The organism is Actinacidiphila sp. bgisy145 (genome assembly GCF_057708125.1).
The window spans coordinates 54,322-71,401 of sequence record NZ_JBYIRL010000031.1; the positions used below are offsets into that span (position 1 = coordinate 54,322).

General features: G+C 73.1%; 12 protein-coding genes and 1 pseudogene. 4 read left to right on the forward strand and 9 right to left on the reverse strand.

Translation table 11 applies throughout. The annotated features are described in order from the left end of the window. Nucleotides 1-66: 66 nt before the first annotated feature. From AC3ERT_RS25930 to AC3ERT_RS25960, 7 genes are all read right to left on the reverse strand, one after another. Nucleotides 67-1,566, reverse strand: coding sequence for an SDR family NAD(P)-dependent oxidoreductase (locus tag AC3ERT_RS25930; protein ID WP_435177085.1), 1,500 nt, complete (start codon nucleotides 1,564-1,566; stop codon nucleotides 67-69). 108 nt (nucleotides 1,567-1,674) lie between these two features. Then, a complete protein-coding gene (gene obgE / locus AC3ERT_RS25935; protein WP_335982129.1) occupies nucleotides 1,675-3,117 on the reverse strand; it encodes a GTPase ObgE in 1,443 nt (480 codons plus the stop codon). A gap of 132 nt (nucleotides 3,118-3,249) precedes the next feature. Further along, nucleotides 3,250-3,504, reverse strand: coding sequence for a 50S ribosomal protein L27 (gene rpmA / locus AC3ERT_RS25940; protein ID WP_335982131.1), 255 nt, complete (start codon nucleotides 3,502-3,504; stop codon nucleotides 3,250-3,252). A gap of 14 nt (nucleotides 3,505-3,518) precedes the next feature. Further along, entirely contained in the window at nucleotides 3,519-3,842 is a 324-nt protein-coding gene (gene rplU, locus AC3ERT_RS25945) for a 50S ribosomal protein L21 (RefSeq protein ID WP_103889203.1), read from the reverse strand. Nucleotides 3,843-4,101: 259 nt separating this feature from the next. Next, nucleotides 4,102-8,205, reverse strand: coding sequence for an Rne/Rng family ribonuclease (locus AC3ERT_RS25950; RefSeq protein ID WP_435177086.1), 4,104 nt, complete (start codon nucleotides 8,203-8,205; stop codon nucleotides 4,102-4,104). Between the two features lie 223 nt (nucleotides 8,206-8,428). After that, nucleotides 8,429-9,211, reverse strand: coding sequence for a TIGR03936 family radical SAM-associated protein (locus AC3ERT_RS25955; protein WP_435130401.1), 783 nt, complete (start codon nucleotides 9,209-9,211; stop codon nucleotides 8,429-8,431). Between the two features lie 327 nt (nucleotides 9,212-9,538). After that, nucleotides 9,539-10,474: a hypothetical protein gene (locus AC3ERT_RS25960; protein WP_335982138.1), complete on the reverse strand. Its 936-nt coding sequence runs from the start codon at nucleotides 10,472-10,474 to the stop codon at nucleotides 9,539-9,541. A gap of 148 nt (nucleotides 10,475-10,622) precedes the next feature. Here AC3ERT_RS25960 and AC3ERT_RS25965 point away from each other — a divergent pair, with 148 nt between their 5' ends. Next, complete coding sequence (locus AC3ERT_RS25965) at nucleotides 10,623-10,937, forward strand: hypothetical protein (RefSeq protein WP_435130398.1); 315 nt, start codon at nucleotides 10,623-10,625, stop codon at nucleotides 10,935-10,937. A gap of 5 nt (nucleotides 10,938-10,942) precedes the next feature. Further along, nucleotides 10,943-11,980: an SPFH domain-containing protein gene (locus AC3ERT_RS25970; protein ID WP_435177089.1), complete on the forward strand. Its 1,038-nt coding sequence runs from the start codon at nucleotides 10,943-10,945 to the stop codon at nucleotides 11,978-11,980. On the opposite strand, the pseudogene AC3ERT_RS25975 reads toward AC3ERT_RS25970, so the two are convergent. Both AC3ERT_RS25975 and AC3ERT_RS25980 read right to left on the reverse strand, forming a co-directional pair. Further along, nucleotides 11,932-13,704 (reverse strand): annotated as a pseudogene (locus AC3ERT_RS25975) (glycoside hydrolase family 76 protein); the annotation flags it as partial. The gene AC3ERT_RS25970 and the pseudogene AC3ERT_RS25975 sit on opposite strands and share 49 nt — an antisense overlap. A 295-nt stretch (nucleotides 13,705-13,999) precedes the next feature. Next, nucleotides 14,000-15,079, reverse strand: coding sequence for a serine/threonine dehydratase (locus AC3ERT_RS25980; protein WP_435177091.1), 1,080 nt, complete (start codon nucleotides 15,077-15,079; stop codon nucleotides 14,000-14,002). Nucleotides 15,080-15,160: 81 nt separating this feature from the next. Between AC3ERT_RS25980 and AC3ERT_RS25985 the strand changes: the two genes are divergently transcribed. Next, entirely contained in the window at nucleotides 15,161-16,108 is a 948-nt protein-coding gene (locus AC3ERT_RS25985; protein WP_435177093.1) for a LysR family transcriptional regulator, read from the forward strand. Nucleotides 16,109-16,441: 333 nt separating this feature from the next. After that, nucleotides 16,442-16,957 carry a hypothetical protein gene (locus AC3ERT_RS25990; RefSeq protein ID WP_435177095.1) on the forward strand — a complete coding sequence of 172 codons (516 nt, stop codon included), beginning with the start codon at nucleotides 16,442-16,444 and terminating at the stop codon, nucleotides 16,955-16,957. The last annotated feature ends 123 nt before the right edge of the window (nucleotides 16,958-17,080 follow it).

Below are 17,080 nucleotides of genomic sequence, written 5' to 3' on the forward strand. Positions count from 1 at the left end.
CGGACGAAGTCCCTGGGCGCACCGCAGCACACGGGCCCAAGGACTGTCGATCCGATCCTGGCAAGACTACTGCTCGTCCTCCCCCTGGGCGAGGACATGGGCCAGCGCACGTTCGATCCCGGAGGCACCGGACAGGCCCTGCATCGGGTCCTGCTGGCGGACGTCGATCACATGGCCGGTGAGGGTGGACAGCAGCACGTCGAGCGAGGTGCGGGCGACCGCCTCCGAGGAGAGCAGGGTGCCGGCCGGCTCCTGCCCGAACGCCTTGGTGCGCATCGGGGTCGCGGTCCGCTCGGGGTTGACGCAGTTGACGCGGATGCCGTCGCCGACCCACTCGTCGGCGAGCGCCTGGGTGAGGTTCACCATGGCGGCCTTGGTGGAGGAGTACAGGCTGTACTCGGCGCGTCCCCGGGTGTAGCTGCTGGAGGTGTAGAGCAGCAGCTGGCCGCGGGTCTCGGCGAGGTACTTGTGCGCGGCCCGGGCGATCTGCACCGGGGCGAGGTAGTTGACCCGCAGCGCCTCCTCGATGGTGGCGTTGTCGGTCTCGGCGAGCTTGCCGATCCGCAGCACCCCGGCGGTGTTCACCACGTAGTCGATCCGGCCGGTCTCCGCGTACGCCCGCGACAGCGCGTCGTCGACGTGCTCGGGGTCCTCGACGTGGGTGCCGGTGGTGGAGCGGCCGAGCGCGAAGACCTTCGCGCCGTACCCCTCGGCCATCGCCGCGATGTCGGCGCCGATGCCGTAGGAGCCGCCGAAGACCACCAGGGTCTTGCCGGCGAGCAGCTCGCGGTAGGCGGCCTCGTCGGACTGGCCGGGGGCGGCGGTGGAGGCGAGCTGGAAGAGCTTGTCGGCGATGAAGACGTCCACCGGGGTGGTCACCTTCATGTTGTGCTCGTCGCCGGGGACGACGTAGATCGGCACGTCGGGCAGGTAGCGCAGCACGACCGAGCAGTCGTCGGTGGCCTGGAAGTTCGGGTCGCCGCCGGCCACCTCGTACGCCCGGCGGATGGTGGACAGCCGGAACGCCTGCGGGGTCTGGCCGCGGCGCAGCCGGGAGCGGTCGGGCACCTCGGTGATGAACTCGCCGTCGCCGCCGTGGGTGCGGGTGACGATGATGGTGTCCGCGGAGGGGATCGCCACGTCCACCGCTTCGTACCGCTCCAGCGCGGTCACGCAGTCGGCGATGACCCGCTCGGAGATCAGCGGGCGCACCGCGTCGTGGAACAGCACGTTGCTGTCCTCGCCCGGGGCGAGGCCCTCGCTCAGCGCGGCGATGGCGCGCTCGGTGGTCTCGTTGCGCGTCGCGCCGCCCTCGATCACCCGGCTGACCTTCTTCAGCCCGGCCTTGGCGACGATCTTCTCCACGTCGGGGACGTAGCCCGGCGCCATCAGCACGATGACGTCGTCGATCGCGTCCGACTGCTCGAAGATGGCGAGCGTGTGCTCGATCACCGCCTTGCCGGCGATCTTCAGCAGCTGCTTGGGAATCGACAGGCCGACCCGCTGCCCGGTACCCCCGGCGAGGATGACGGCGGTGGTACGGGTCTGGGCATGGTGCTGGGACACGTGAGACCTACCTAGCGGCAACAAGAGATACGGGGATCGTCTCACCCCCGGTAACCGTCTCGCAAGGCGGGGTTCACCCAACCATGGGGCAGCACGGGCCGGTGCGCGTCAACCGCCGAAGGGGTGGAACTCGTCGTACGCCTCCGCGGCCTCGTCGTGTTCGGCCTGCCGGTCCCGGCGGCGGGCGGCGGCGGGCCGCGGCGCGTCGAAGCGGTGGTCCTCACCGCGGCGCCCCAGCATCTCCGCGCCGGCCGCGAGCGACGGCTCCCAGTCGAAGACGACCGCGTCGTCCTCCGGGCCGATCGCCACGCCGTCGCCCGCCTTCGCACCGGCCTTGACCAGCTCGTCCTCCACGCCGAGCCGGTTGAGCCGGTCCGCGAGGTAGCCCACCGCCTCGTCGTTGCTGAAGTCCGTCTGCCGCACCCAGCGCTCGGGCTTCTCCCCGCGCACCCGGTACAGCTCGCCGTCGAAGGCGACGGTGAAGCCGGCGTCGTCGACCGCCTGCGGGCGGATCACCACGCGGGTGCTCTCCTCGACCGGGCGGGCCGCGCGGGTCTCGGCGACGATCCCGGCGAGCGCGAACGACAGCTCCTTCAGCCCGGCGTGCGAGACCGCGGACACCTCGAAGACGCGGTAGCCGCGCTCCTGGAGCTCCGGCCGGATCATCTCGGCCAGCTCCCGGCCGTCGGGCACGTCGACCTTGTTGAGCACGACCAGCCGCGGCCGGTCCTCCAGCCCGCCGCCGTACGCCCGCAGCTCCGCCTCGATGACGTCGAGGTCGGTCACCGGGTCGCGGTCGGACTCCAGGGTCGCGGTGTCCAGCACGTGCACCAGCACCGAGCAGCGCTCGACGTGCCGCAGGAACTCCAGGCCCAGCCCGCGGCCCTGGCTCGCGCCGGGGATCAGCCCGGGCACGTCGGCGATCGTGTAGACGGTGGAACCGGCGTTGACCACGCCGAGGTTCGGCACCAGCGTGGTGAACGGGTAGTCCGCGATCTTCGGCTTGGCCGCGGAGAGCACCGAGATCAGCGAGGACTTGCCCGCGCTCGGGTAGCCGACCAGCGCCACGTCGGCGACGGTCTTCAGCTCCAGCACGATGTCCCGGGCCTGCCCGGGCACGCCGAGCAGCGCGAAGCCGGGCGCCTTGCGGCGGGCGGAGGCGAGCGCCGCGTTGCCCAGGCCGCCGCGGCCGCCCTGCCCGGCGACATAGGTGGTGCCCTGGCCGACCAGGTCGGCGAGGACGTTTCCGTGCCGGTCCTGGACCACGGTGCCGTCCGGGACCGGCAGCACCAGGTCGGTGCCGTCCTTGCCGGAGCGGTTGCCGCCCTCGCCGGGCTTGCCGTTGGTGGCCTTGCGGTGCGGGCTGTGGTGGTAGTCGAGCAGGGTGGTCACGTCCTGGTCGACGACGAGGACGACATCCCCGCCCCGCCCGCCGTTGCCGCCGTCCGGGCCGCCGAGCGGCTTGAACTTCTCCCGGTGCACGGAGGCGCAGCCGTGGCCCCCGTTACCCGCGGCGACATGCAGTTCGACGCGGTCCACGAAGGTGGTCATGGGTGCTTCCTCCAGAACGTACGGGTTTCACACGGTTCTTACGGTCCTACAGGACCAGTAACACGCCGAGGGCGGCCCCGCTTCCCGGAGTCCGGGAAACGGGTCCGCCCTCGAATGGTTCTACGGCCTGCCTCAGGCGGCCGGAACGATGTTCACCACGCGGCGACCGCGCTTCACGCCGAACTCGACCGCACCGGCGGACAGGGCGAACAGCGTGTCGTCCTTGCCGATGCCGACGCCGGAGCCCGGGTGGAAGTGGGTGCCGCGCTGGCGGATGATGATCTCACCGGCGTTGACGACCTCGCCGCCGAAGCGCTTCACACCGAGCCGCTGAGCATTGGAGTCGCGCCCGTTCCGGGTGGACGATGCGCCCTTCTTGTGTGCCATCTCTCCTCAGTCCCTTACTTCGCAGCCGCGGCGGGGATGCCAGTGATCTTCAGCGCCGTGTACTGCTGGCGGTGACCCTGGCGACGGCGGTAACCGGTCTTGTTCTTGTAGCGCAGGATGTCGATCTTCTGGCCCTTGTGGTGGTCCACGATCTCGGCCTCGACCTTGATCCCGGCGAGCACCCACGGGTCGCTGGTGACGGCCTCGCCGTCGACCACGAGCAGCGTCGAGAGCTCGACGGCGTCGCCGACCTTGCCGGTGGGAATCCTGTCAACCTCGACGATGTCGCCGACGGCCACCTTGTGCTGGCGGCCACCGCTACGCACGATCGCGTACACGCGGAACTCACTCTCGCTCGATTTCGAAACCCCTGATGCCAGCACCCCATGTCCTGCCGCGGGGGGCCTCTCCCGGGGAGACCGGGAGGAAAGTGCTCAGTGGATGGCGCAGAAACGCCGAGGGTCAAGGCTACGGAGTGCCTTCCCCCGGGTCAAATCCGCCCGGGCTGCCCCGTCCTGTCGGGTTCCCCCGCCCCTGGCGGTCGCGTCCTCGCGCAACTCACCAGGGGCGGGGGAACCCGACAGGCGGCAGTCCCGGCTACTCGCTGGGAGCGGCCGCCGCCTTCTTCGTCGCGGCCTTCTTCGTGGTGGTCTTCTTGGCCGCCGCGGTCTTCTTCGTGGCGGCCTTCTTCGCCGTCTTCTTGGCCGCCGCCTTCTTCGCGGGGGCCTTGCGGGTCCGCTTCTTGGGCTCGGTCTCGGCCTCGGCCGCAGCTTCTTCGGCTCCGGCCTCGGTCTCGGCCGCGGGCGCCGCGGCTTCCGGTGCCGGCACGACCACGACGGCCGCTTCCTCGGCGGCGGGCGCGCCGGCGGGGGCGGTCGCCTTCCGCGTGGCACGGCGCCGGGTACGGGCCGGGGGCTCCGTGGAGACGACCGGCTCCGGCTCCGCGACCGGCTCGGCCACGGGCTCCGGCTCGGCGCTGACCACGACCACCGCGGCCTCCTCGGCCGCGGCGGGCGCGCCCGCCGGGGCGGTCGCCTTCCGCGTCGCACGGCGCCGGGTACGGGCCGGCGGCTCGGTCGAGACGACCGGCTCCGGCTCCGCGACCGGCTCGACCTCGGGCTCGCTCACCGGGACGACCACGACGGCCGGCTCCGGCTCGCGGTCCGCGGCGGCCGGGGCACCGGCCGGGGCGGTCGCCTTGCGGGTGGCCCGGCGGCGGCCGCGGCCGCGGGAGCTGTTCGCGGCGGCCTCCGCCTCGGCGGCGCTGCCGAACCACTCCTCCTCCGGGTCCCCGACCGAGGGCACGAGGTCGGACTCGCCGACCTCGATCGGCTCCAGCTCGGGCAGCTCCGGCTCCTCGCCCTGCGCGGGCTCGACCGCGGCGGCCACCTCGTGCTCGTGGTCGTGCTCGCCCGCACCGCCGCCGCGGCGCCGCTTGCGCTTGCCGCCGCCACCGGTGGTGGTCGCCTGGTCCATGTGCACGATGACGCCGCGCCCGTTGCAGTGCACGCAGGTCTCGGAGAAGGACTCCAGCAGGCCCTGCCCGACCCGCTTGCGGGTCATCTGCACCAGGCCGAGCGAGGTGACCTCGGCCACCTGGTGCTTGGTCCGGTCCCGGCCCAGGCACTCCAGCAGCCGGCGCATCACCAGGTCGCGGTTGGACTCCAGCACCATGTCGATGAAGTCGACCACCACGATGCCGCCGAGGTCGCGCAGCCGCAGCTGGCGGACGATCTCCTCGGCCGCCTCCAGGTTGTTGCGGGTGACGGTCTCCTCGAGGTTGCCGCCCTGCCCGGTGAACTTGCCGGTGTTGACGTCGACCACGACCATCGCCTCGGTCTTGTCGATCACCAGCGAACCGCCGGACGGCAGCCACACCTTGCGGTCCAGCGCCTTGAGCAGCTGCTCGTCGATCCGGAAGTTGGCGAAGACGTCGACCTCCGACGTCCAGCGCGACAGCCGGTCGACCAGGTCGGGCGCCACGTGCGAGACGTACTCGCGCACGGTCGACCAGGCCTCGTCACCGCTGACGATGACCTTGGAGAAGTCCTCGTTGAAGATGTCGCGGACCACGCGCACCGTCATGTCCGGCTCGCCGTAGAGCAGCGTCGGCGCGTTGCCGCTCTTGGACTTGCGCTTGATGTCCTCCCACTGCGACTGGAGCCGCTCCACGTCGCGGCGCAGCTCGTCCTCGCTGGCGCCCTCGGCGGCGGTGCGCACGATGACGCCCGCGTCCTCGGGGACGACCTTCTTCAGGATGGACTTCAGCCGGGCCCGCTCGGTGTCGGGCAGCTTGCGGCTGATGCCGGTCATCGAGCCCTCGGGCACGTAGACCAGGTAGCGGCCGGGCAGCGACACCTGGCTGGTCAGCCGGGCGCCCTTGTGGCCGATCGGGTCCTTGGTGACCTGCACCAGCACCGGCTGGCCGGACTTGAGCGCGGTCTCGATCCGGCGCGGGCCGCCGGACATGCCCAGCGCCTCGAAGTTGACCTCGCCCGCGTACAGCACGGCGTTCCGGCCCTTGCCGATGTCGACGAACGCGGCCTCCATCGACGGCAGCACGTTCTGCACCTTGCCGAGGTAGACGTTGCCGACGTAGGAGGTGGACTGCTCCTTGTTCACGTAGTGCTCGACGAGGACGTTGTCCTCCAGCACGCCGATCTGGGTGCGGTCGCCGTTCTGCCGGACCACCATGACGCGCTCGACCGCCTCGCGGCGGGCCAGGAACTCGGCCTCGGTGATGATCGGCACCCGGCGGCGGCCCTGCTCGCGGCCCTCGCGGCGGCGCTGCTTCTTCGCCTCCAGACGGGTGGAGCCCTTGATGGACTGCACCTCGTCGGAGCCGGTGCCGCCCTCGTAGCGCGAGCGCGGCTCGCGGACCTTGACGACGGTGCGCTCCGGGTCGTCGGACCCGGCGCCGGCCGCGTGGTCGTCACCGCCGTCCGAACCGCGGCGGCGACGGCGGCGCCGGCGCCGGCTGCTGGAGGAGGAGCCGCCCTGGGCGTCGTCGTCGTGGTCCTGGTCGTCCTCGTGCTGCGCGGCGGCGTCGTCCTCCTCGTGGCCCTCGGCGGGCTCCTCGGACTCGTCCTCGCCGTTGTCCTCGTGGTCCTGCTCGCCGGACTCACCGCGGCGACGGCGGCGACCGCCGCGGCGGCGGCGGCGGGACGGGCGGTCCTCGCCGTCCTGCTCGCTGTCGGCGCCCTCGTGCTCCTCGGCCTCTTCCGGCTCGGCGACGGCAGCGGCCTGCTCGGGGGCGGCCTCCTGCTCGCCGGCCGCGGCGGGCGCCTGCTCGGGGGCGGTGCCGCGACGGCGGCGGCGACGGCGCGGGGAACGGTCCTCGTCCGCCTCGGCCTCGGTGTCGGCCTCGGCGGTCTCCTCCTCGGCGGCGGCCGGGGCGGGCGCCGGTGCGGCGGCGGCGTCGGGGGCCTGGAAGACCGGCGGCTGGAAGACCGCGACGGCCGGGCGGCCGCCCCGGCGGCGGCCGCGCGCGGGGGCCTCCTCGGTGGTCTCGTCGGCCTCGGTGCGCACCGTGAGGTCCACCGTGTCGGCGGCGAGCCCGAAGGCGGCGGCGACCGCGTCGACGGCCTCGGAGGTCGCGTCGGCGACGCTCTCGCCGTAGCCGCGGATCTCGTAGGCGTCGTCGACCTCGACGCACCAGCCGTCGCCGTCGCGCAGCGCCCGGGCGGTGTACGCGCGGCGGTCGCCGGCGTCCTCGCGCGGGGCGAGGGCGCCGGGCTTGAGCCGCCGCAGGCCGTCACCGGCGGAGAAGGTCGGGACGGCGGCGCCCTTGCGGCCGCCGCGGCGGCGGGCACGGTTGCCGCCCTGCTGCTCGTCGGAGGCGGGAGCGGGGGCGGCCTGGGCCGGTGCCTGGGCTGCCTTGGCCGGTGCGGGGGCCGGTTCCGGGGCGGGCTCGGCGGCAGCGGCGGGGGCCGCGCTCGCACGGGTGGCCCGGCGGCGGGTCCGCGCGGGGGCCGCGCTCTCCTCGGCCGCGGGCGCGGCGGGGGCGGCGGCCGGGGCGGGCTCGGCCACGGGGGTCTCGGCCGGGGCTTCCTCGGCGGCGGGCGCGGGCGAACCCGCGGGCGCCGTGGCCTTACGCGTCGCACGACGACGCGGACGAGCAGGCGCAGCCTCCTCCGCAGCCGGAGCAGCCTCTTCCACGGCAGCGGCAGCAGCCGGAGCCGACTCGACAGCCGGGGCCTCAGCCGGAGCTTCCTCCGCGACCGGCGCGGGCGAACCCGCGGGCGCCGTCGCCTTACGCGTCGCACGACGACGCGGACGAGCAGGCGCAGCCTCCTCCGCAGCCGGAGCAGCCTCCTCCGCGGCGGGAGCAGCAGCCGGCGTCTCGGCCGGGGTCTCCTCGACCGGTGCGGCGGCCGCGGTCTTACGGGTGGCGCGGCGACGCGGGCGGGCCGGGGCCGCCTCCTCGCCCTCGGCGGCCGGGGCCGGAGCCTCGGCCGGGGTCTCCTCGGCCGGCGCGGCAGCCGCGGTCTTACGGGTGGCGCGGCGGCGGGGTGCGGCCGGGGCCGCCTCCTCGGTGCCCGCGGCGCCGGACGTCTCCGCGGTCTCCGCGGCGGTGTCGGACCCGGGCGGGCCCGCGGGGCGGGAGGCGGCGCGACGGCGGCGGCGGGGAGCCGCGCTCTCGTCGGCGGTGCTGGTGGTGTCCGGGGTCGAACCCGGAGTGGTCTCTTCGTTGTCGGGCATTCGGGCAGTGCTCCCGTCGTGCCCCCGGGCGCCGCGCCGGGTGTTCCGGGGACGGCGGCCGCTTGGGTCGCGGTGGCCGTCCGCCGGGGCGCGGGCGCCGCACGGGGGCTTGCTGTCTCGCTCGCCGGCCCGCCCCTGCGGGGGGCCGGCGAAAGTCTCGTGTGGTCAGCGTCGCCGGGCCCGGGTGGCTCCCTGGCGCGTCGGCAACGCGTCGACGCCGTACCTAGGCGGAACCGGCAGGCACCGCCACGGCGTCGCGATCGGGCGCGAGCGGGTCGGTGACCGTGCCGGACTCCTCGTCGAGCGGCCCCTGCGCCAGCCTGGTCACCGCTGCGGGGACCGGCGGCGCGAGGTCGGCCGCCGCATGGAGACCGGACAGTACGTCGTCGGGTCGCACGGCAGGTGTCAAGTGACGTACAACCAGCCGCAGTATCGCACAAGCGCCGCTCGGGGGCGCGGTGGCACCCTGATCCGCCGCGTCCGGACCTGCCGCGCCGTCCGTGGCGGCCGCCTCGGGGACGACCTCGAAGCGCGTGACGGCGGCCCGGCAGTCGAAGGTGCGCACGCCGTTCTTGGTGGCGCGCCGGACCTCCACGGCCTCGGCGGCGAGGAACGCGGCGACGGCCCGGCGGGCCTCGTCGGGCTCGACGCCGTCCAGCCGCAGCTGCCACACCGACGCCTCCAGGCGCTCGGCCAGACCCGAGGTGCGGGCCTCGACCGCCTCGATCACGTCGAGGCCGGGGGGCAGCGACTCGTCCAGCAGCGCACGCAGCCGCTCGGGGTCGCGCGCCGCGGCGAGCGCGATCTCCAGATACTCCGCCTCGCTCCCGACGCCCGTGGGGGCGGCGTTCGCGTACGACACCTTCGGGTGCGGGGTGAACCCGGCCGAGTACGCCATCGGCACCTCGGCGCGGCGCAGGGCCCGCTCGAAGGCGCGCTGGAAGTCGCGGTGGCTGGTGAACCGGAGGCGGCCGCGCTTGGTGTACCGCAGGCGGATGCGCTGCACCGCCGGTGCCGGCGGCGGGCCCTCTGGCTGTCGCTTGCCCAGTGTCGCTCAGTCCTTCGTGTCATGTGTGCCATGCCCGCGTGCGGCGCCACGCCGCGTCCGGGCATCCCTGCACCTCCAAGGTTACGCCGCGCGCCCGCACGCACGCTCCGCCCGCGCTCCCGCCCTGTGGACAACCGTCGGCGCCGGGGTCCCTCCGAGGGTTCGCTGCCCGTGGGCCCGGCGTTCTTCTGCGGGTGCATCCGCATGGGCTCAGGGGCGGGGGTGGTGACCCCGCACCCTCCCGGGCAGCCGCCTGACGGGATGTCACCAGCCTTGCGGCAAAAGCTACTTCGTCATGTCGGGCGGCGGTCCGAACGCGCCGCCGGACGGGGGCGGGTTCGGGTGCGGGCCAGGGTGCTGCGCCGGGGGCGCCGCTTCGGGCGCGGACCGCCACGGCACCGGGGGCAGCGGCTCCGCGCGTTCGGCGGGGCCTCGGTAGGAGCGGGCCGGGGGCAGCCGCGCCTGGTGCCGGGCCTCCCGCGACGGCCGGGGCGGCGGCGCCTGCCGCGGGGTGCCGAACAGCGCCGCGCCGACGGCCCGGCGGGCGTCGGCCAGCGCGACCCGGACCGGGTGCAGGATCTGCCGCCGTACGAAGCGCAGCACCGGCGCCGCCGTCCAGCGCCAGACGAAGGCGATCGGCCGGAAGACCAGCACCCGGAAGAACCAGCCGATCCCGCGGCCGACCTGCCGGGCCACGTAGGCGGCGGCGCGCCAGGCGGCCGCGACCGCCGCGGCGACCTCGCGCAGGAGCGGCGCCAGCACCCGGCGCCACAGGAAGTCCAGCGGCACCACGACCAGGTACTTCAGCAGCCAGGCCAGGCCGCGCACGACCCACTGCAAGGCGTACACCCACAGCGCGGTCAGCGGCCGCACCAGCAGCCAGCGCACCAGGAACTCCGCGGTCAGGCCGAGCGCGCGCAGCACCGGCCGCAGTACGTAGGTCCACAGCCACACCGCCGGGACCACGATCAGCACCCGGGCGACCGGGACCAGGACGTGCCGCCACAGCGCGGCCAGCAGCAGGCCGAGCGCGCGCAGCGGCGGGTGGAGGACGTACCGCCACAGCGTGCGGCAGGTCCAGGCGAGCGCGTCCCACAGCAGCTTCAGCGGCAGGACGACGACGAACGCGAAGACGCTCACCGGTAGGCGGACGGCGGCGGCGACGCAGCCGCCCCCTTGCCCCTGCGGTGCCCCCGGCGACCACGGGTTCTGATAGGTCATGGCCAAAACCTAGCGGGGTGATGCGGGGTACCGTGGAGATACCGGGGCGAAAGGTGCGCGGGCGTACCCGTCGGCGCCGCCGCGGAACGGCCGAGTGCGGCCGGCCGTCGTCACACCGTACGGGCGCCGCACGGCGAGGTGAGGCAGGATGACCATCGCCATAGCCCTCGCGGTGATGGCGGTCGTGGCCGTCGCCGGTGTCTGGCTGCTGCGCAGACAGGCCGCCGAGCAGCGGGACTTCGGTCCCGCGCCGCATGTCGAGGACGGTCCGCCGGCCCGCGCCGAGGAGGGCGCGCAGGCCCGGCCGGCCGCCGACTTCCCCTGGCGGGAGCCCCCCGAGGACCGCCCCGGTGACGACGGACTCCCGCCGGACCTGGACCTCCCGCCGTCCCTCTCGCCCGGCGCGGTGCCGGTCGGGCCGCTCGCGGCCCCGCACGGCGACGGGCCCCGCCCGAGGAGGTGACCGCCGTGGCCGCCCTGATCGGCGCTCTGGTCGCGATCGTCGTCGTGGTCCTGGTCCTGCTCGCGCTGAGCGTGCGCAACGTGCAGCAGTACGAGCGGGGCGTGGTCTTCCGGTTCGGCCGGCTGCTGCCGGACATCCGCGATCCGGGACTGCGGCTGATCCGGCCGGTCGGTGACCGGATGCGCAAGGTGTCGGTGCAGACCGAGGTGTTCGGGGTGTCGCCGCAGGGCGCGATCACCGCGGACAATGTGACGCTGACCGTGGACGCGGTGGTCTACTTCCGCGTGGTCGACCCGGTCAAGGCGCTGGTCAACGTGAACGACTACCCGACCGCGGTCGCGCAGATCGCCCAGACCTCGCTGCGTTCGGTGATCGGCCGCGCCGACCTCGACACGCTGCTGTCCGACCGCACCCAGGTCAACATGGAGCTGAAGAAGGTGATGGACGCGCCGACCGAGGAGCCGTGGGGGCTGCGGATCGAGCGGGTGGAGATCAAGGACATCGCGCTGCCGCAGTCGATGATGCGGTCGATGTCGAAGCAGGCCGAGGCCGAGCGTGAGCGCCGGGCCCGGGTCATCGCCGCCGACGGTGAACTCCAGGCGTCGCAGCGGCTCACCGACGCCGCCGCGACCATGGCGGACACCCCGGGCGCCCTCCAACTGCGGCTGCTCCAGACCGTGGTGGACGTCTCCGCCGAGAAGAACAGCACCCTGGTGATGCCCTTCCCGGTGGAGATCCTGCGCTTCTTCGAACGGCTCGGCAACGGGCAGCTCGGCGGCGGCCGGGAGTCCGGCGGCGAGCGGACCGACGGCGCCCGCCCGGACGGCGAGCGGACCGACCAGCGGACCGACGGCGCCCGGACCGGCAGCTCCCGGACCGACGGCGAACTGCCCGACGGCGAACTGCCCGGAGGTCAGGACGCCGCGAGCAAGGCGCTCAGCGCCGACGCCTCGGTGCGCCAGTCCGCGGTGCCGCCGCCCGACCAGTCCTCGGCGACCCGGTTCAACCCGTCCCGCGCGGTGGACCACAGCGAGTCGGCCTGAGCGGTGGCGAAGGAGCGGTAGGCGTTGCCGGTCACGGAGTCCAGGTCCTGCAGGTAGCGCATGAACACGCCCTTGAACTGCTTGGCGTTGTCGTCGCAGGAGGGCGTGGACGCGTCGCAGGACTCGGTGAGCACCCCGCCCTTCACCAGTGCGGGCGAGGCCACGGCCGCGTCGGCGAGCCTGCGCGCGGCGGCCAGGTCCGCGGCGTCGCCGGTGGCCCGGTACATCTCCACCGCGGCCCCGATCGCCAGGCCCTGGTTGTACGACCACACCGTCTGGCCGTTGTTGGCGCAGCCGATGGTGAGGCCGTCGTTGACCAGGCCGGAGGAGTTGATCAGACCGCTGCTCTGGAACCACTGCCAGGAGGTGGTGGCCCGGCCCAGCCACGTGGTGTCCCCCGGGATGCGGTTGTGCAGCTCGGCGGCGATCCGCACGTAGAGCCCGTTGGTCACCGCGTTCTTGTACGTGCGCTCCCGGTCCCACCACACGCCGCCGCCGCAGGTGCTGGTGTCGTACAGCCCGTTGACGTAGGTGGCGATGGTGACCGCCTCGTCGAGGTAGGTCCGGTCGCCGGTGAGGTCGTACGCGTCGATCCAGGCCAGTGCCCACCACTCGGAGTCGTCGGTGGCGCGGCTGATGAAGTCGCCGTCGATCGGGTCGGAGCTGCGGGCGCCGGCGGGGAAGGACGCCTTGTCGATGTCGTAGGTGCGGCGCACCACCCACTCGTAGCGGGTGTCGCCGGTCTGCCGCATGTAGTCGATCACGGTGGCCAGCGCGACCGCGGAGTTCCACCAACTCGACGGCCAGTAGGCGGTGTTCGGGTCGTAGGAGTACATCAGCGCGTCCGCGGCGGCCGACGTCCGGGACACCGCCGGGCGGGCCCAGGCGGTGCAGCTGCCGTTCTGGCCCTCGACGGCGCGACCGCAGGCGCGGACCGCCCCGCCGTACAGCTTCCCCAGCGGGTCGCTGGTGTTGTAGCGGGCGGTTGCGGTGCCGGTGGCGCCGGAGGGTGTGCTGGTGCGGCCCTTGGAGGAGCCGTCGGGCCAGCTCGCGCCCTGGTCCCAGGAGCGGTCCAGCCAGATCTCGTCGCCGGCGGTGCCGCCGGAGATGGTGCCCCAGGCCATGCCGGTGCTGTCCATGTGCAGCGCGATGGTCCGGCCGTTCAGCGTGGTGGCCGGGACCGGCTGGGTGTCGCCGGACGCGCTGCCCGAGCCGTCGCAGACCGTGGCGCAGACGTTCAGGTGCGCCCAGGAGGTGCAGCTGACGCCCTGGGCGTCGCCGCAGGCCCGCAGGACCGCGCGGCGGTGGTTCGTCGGGTCGTAGAGGTTGTACATCAGGGTGCGGGTGCCGGTCCACGTCGAGGGGATCGACGCCTTGCCGAGCAGGCCGTCCCAGGTGCTGCCGCCGTCCCACGAGCGGTCCAGCCACACCGAGTCGCCGGTCTGGCCGGCGTCGATGCTGGCCCAGGCCATGCCGTCGGTGTCGTCCACGTGCAGCCGCACCACCCGGCCGTTGAGGCTCAGGTCCGGCACCGGGAAGGTCTCCTGGGCGGCCTTCGACGGGTCGGTGGTGTCGCAGTACAGCGCGCACACCTGCGTGGTGTCCGCGGCCGCCGCCGCTCTCGCCCCGGTCGCCCCCGCTCCCTGCAACAGTGCCGCCACCGCCAGCAGCAGCGCCACCACCAGCGGCCCCACTCCCCCGCGCCGCCCCGCCAGCCGACCCATGACGCCTCCTCGTGCCGTCCGCCCTTACCGGTCCCACGACTTCTGCAACGATGAAAAACAACCGTCCACCCGGCATGACAGCACGACCGCTTTGACATGTCCACAGCCCTGACAACGATGCCACCGATTGGCCGGATCGTGTCCCTCCGCTTCCGGCCGCAGACAGCAGGGCCGCGTCAGCCGCTCACTGGACCGAACCGGGCCTGGCGCCGGCTTTTCATTCCGATCCCTCAACCCCTGATACCGGCAAGGCCCCAGGCCGAGCTGATCTCTCCGGTACCGCGCCGCCGCCTCCTCAGCCCATACGCGACGAGGGTGCTGTGTTGGCCCCTGAGACGACGACGGTCGCCCCGTCCGGGAAGCGTTCGGGGTGGGCGCGCAGCGCGGCGAGAGCGGCGGCTCCGCCGGGTTCGGCCACGATCCGTAGCTGCTGCCAGAGGAGGGCGCGGGCGGCGGAGATATCCTCGTCCGCGACGGTGAGGGTCTCCATGCCGAGCGAGAGGCCGACGGCGGTGGCTATACGGCCTGCCCGGCGGGCACCCAGGCTGTCCAGGGCGATCCCGCCGACTTCCACATCCACGGGTTCCCCTGCTTCCAGCGCCGCTGTGAGCGAGGGCGCCGCGGACGGTTCGGCTGCGGTCACGCGGTTGCGTCCGTTCAGCGCCAGGGCGACCCCTGCGTACAGGCCGCCTCCGCCGCACCCGACCAGCACGGGCTGCCCTTCCGGTATCTGCTCGGCGAGCTCCAGGCCGAGCGTGCCCTGCCCTGCCACCGTCCGCGGGTCGTCGTACGCGTCGATGTGGAAGGCGCCTTCCTGTCGGGCATGGTCCTGGCTGGCTGCCAGTGCGTCGGCGTAGAAGCCTTCGACGCGGTGCAGGCGTGCGCCGAGGGATTCGATGACGTCGGTCTTCGCCTTGGGCGAGAAGTCCGGCACGAACACGGTGGCGGGCAGGTCCGCTTCGCGCGCCGCCCAGGCCACCGCCGCCCCGTGGTTGCCTCCCGACGCGCAGCAGACGCCGGCGGTCGGGGCGCCGCCTTCCGCGGCGCGCAGGAGGGCGAGCGCGTTGGACGCGCCGCGGACTTTGAAGGAGCCGGTGTGCTGGAGGAATTCCAGCTTCACCATGACGGGGACGGGCACGCCCAACTCCCCGGCCGCCACCTGTATCACGGGGGTGCAGCGCACTACGTCGCTGATCCGTCGGGCTGCGGACGCGATGTCGTTCGAGGAGGGGATGCTGACGGGCTGGGCGTTCACGGTCGGTGTGGCCACCGGATCGAAGGGAACCGGGGCGGCCTGCACTACGCCTGCCCGAACGATTCCCGCCCGGCCGGGGCCTGTGTCCGGGCTGCGGTGAACGCTGTCCTCAGAGGTCATACCAGTGAGAATGGAGTGCTTCCACCCTGAAGCCAAGGACGAGGTTCTTCAACAATTCTGAAGCATCACTACATTGAGAGGATGAATGAACGGCAGTTGCAGATCTTGCGGGAGCTCGGCGAGCTGGGAAGCGTCACCGCGACCGCCGAGGCGCTGTTGATGACTCCCTCGGCGGTCTCCCAACAGCTACGGCTGCTGCAACGCTCGATCCCGGTCCCGCTCACCGAACGTGACGGACGGCGGTTGGTGCTCACCGATGCCGGGCAAGCCCTGGCCGGTGCGGCGATCGAGGTGGAGACCGCGCTGGCCAGGGCACGGCACACCATTGAGGAGTTCGTCGACCAGCCGGACGCGGACGTGTCGGTAGCGGCTTTCCACAGCGCGGCCGCCGCATTCTTCCCCCTGCTGCTGCTTGCTCAGGCCGGCCCTGGACGCCCGCGGCTCTCGCTCGCAGACGAGGACGTCGCGCAAGACCGTTTCCCGCGGCTGACCCGGGACTACGACCTCGTGCTCGCCCACCGTCTCGACCACGGACCACCGTGGCCGACTACGGTCACCGCCGACACGCTGCTGCGCGAACCGCTCGACATCGCCCTGCCGGCCGACCACCCGTTGGCCGCCAAACGACGCCTCACCCCGAGCGACGTTGCGGATCAACCCTGGATCACCGTCAACGACGGCTTCCCGCTGATGGCCACCATCGACGCCATCGCGACCGCCGCGAACCGACGGCTCGACATCGTCCATCGCATCAACGAGTTCGCGGTGGTCGCCGAAGCCGTAGCCGCCGGAGGCGGCCTGGCCCTGATGCCCCGCTGGACCACACGTCCGCATCCCGCACTGGTCCTCAGACCGCTCAGCGGCGTGCACACCCGACGCCATATCGATGTGCTCCACCGCCCTGAACGTGCCGCACGGCGAGCCGTAAGGACGGTGCTCACCGAACTGCACCGTGCAGCCTCAACGATCCGGAGCCGAGACGTCCGCGCGGGTTCCGACGCGGAACCAACACGCGCTGACGAAGCCTGAAGCGGCAAGTTGCCATCGAGGGTCCGGTCTCGAATCCCGGCCGTCGGAGGCAAACTTCGGCACGACGTGGGCGCGCCCCTACGGGCGCTCTGTCTTGTCGCCGCTGCTGGCAGCTGTAAGGCGAATGTAAGGCGAACGGCACCGACATCACTCGATCAAGTTCAGAAGGCCGATAACGTGCGATCACCACCGCCCATGTGCTTCCTGCTGGTGGACACGGGCGCCGAGTCCGACAATGGTGTCCTCGTCGAGCGGGCCGCGTCTCAGGCAGCCTGAGGCCGAGAGCGGATTCGTGGCACACGCCACGGGCCGGGATGAGGAGGAAGGCCGGCAGTGGCGATCTGCTTCGAGCTCGTGGTGAACTTCGGCGACAACGCCGAGGCGGCGCAAGCTGCCGCCCTGCGCCGCATCCCCTCTGTGCTGGAGGCCGGTGCTCATCTCATCCCACTCCACCGGCCGATGCTGCGCACCGAGGAGTCCCACATCGAGCTGGCGATCCTGCCCGTGGCAGTCGGTCACGGTGTCCTCGCCGACGGAAGCCTGCCGAGATTCCGCCTCACCGCCGCCGAGTTGTCGGAGGTGGGGCACCAGCTCTACACACTGCTCGCACAGTTCGACGGCTACGTTTCCGCCATGGTCGGCTGGGACCCGGAAAGCTATCTGGACCCCGGGGAGCTCACGTCCGACTGGACCCCGGATGAGCTCAGTGACGGCAGCATCCACGGTCTGGTTCTCTCCGAAGAGCTGCACGCCGAGCTCGGCCTCGGCGACCGCTACGTCACCTTCCAGCCTGGATATCGCTGGATCCCCTACCGCGGGGAGAAGGCCGGCAGCCTCAGCGCGGACTGACCACCACGTCGACTCGTCATCCACACCTTCTGACGACTGCTGCCAGGAACGGGCGTCCCGCGCGACAGGGTGCTCTCCGAGAAGACCGGCATCCGCGTCCGGGGTCCGCCCCCGGTTCGAGAC

What these genes read in the sequence shown, in the direction of transcription:
- AC3ERT_RS25950 (WP_435177086.1), bottom strand. Translation starts at nt 8,205, where the DNA reads ATGCCCGACAACGAAGAGACCACTCCGGGTTCGACCCCGGACACCACC.
- AC3ERT_RS25985 (WP_435177093.1), top strand. Translation starts at nt 15,161, where the DNA reads ATGAATGAACGGCAGTTGCAGATCTTGCGGGAGCTCGGCGAGCTGGGA.
- AC3ERT_RS25960 (WP_335982138.1), bottom strand. Translation starts at nt 10,474, where the DNA reads ATGACCTATCAGAACCCGTGGTCGCCGGGGGCACCGCAGGGGCAAGGG.
- rpmA (WP_335982131.1), bottom strand. Translation starts at nt 3,504, where the DNA reads ATGGCACACAAGAAGGGCGCATCGTCCACCCGGAACGGGCGCGACTCC.
- AC3ERT_RS25965 (WP_435130398.1), top strand. Translation starts at nt 10,623, where the DNA reads ATGACCATCGCCATAGCCCTCGCGGTGATGGCGGTCGTGGCCGTCGCC.
- obgE (WP_335982129.1), bottom strand. Translation starts at nt 3,117, where the DNA reads ATGACCACCTTCGTGGACCGCGTCGAACTGCATGTCGCCGCGGGTAAC.
- AC3ERT_RS25980 (WP_435177091.1), bottom strand. Translation starts at nt 15,079, where the DNA reads ATGACCTCTGAGGACAGCGTTCACCGCAGCCCGGACACAGGCCCCGGC.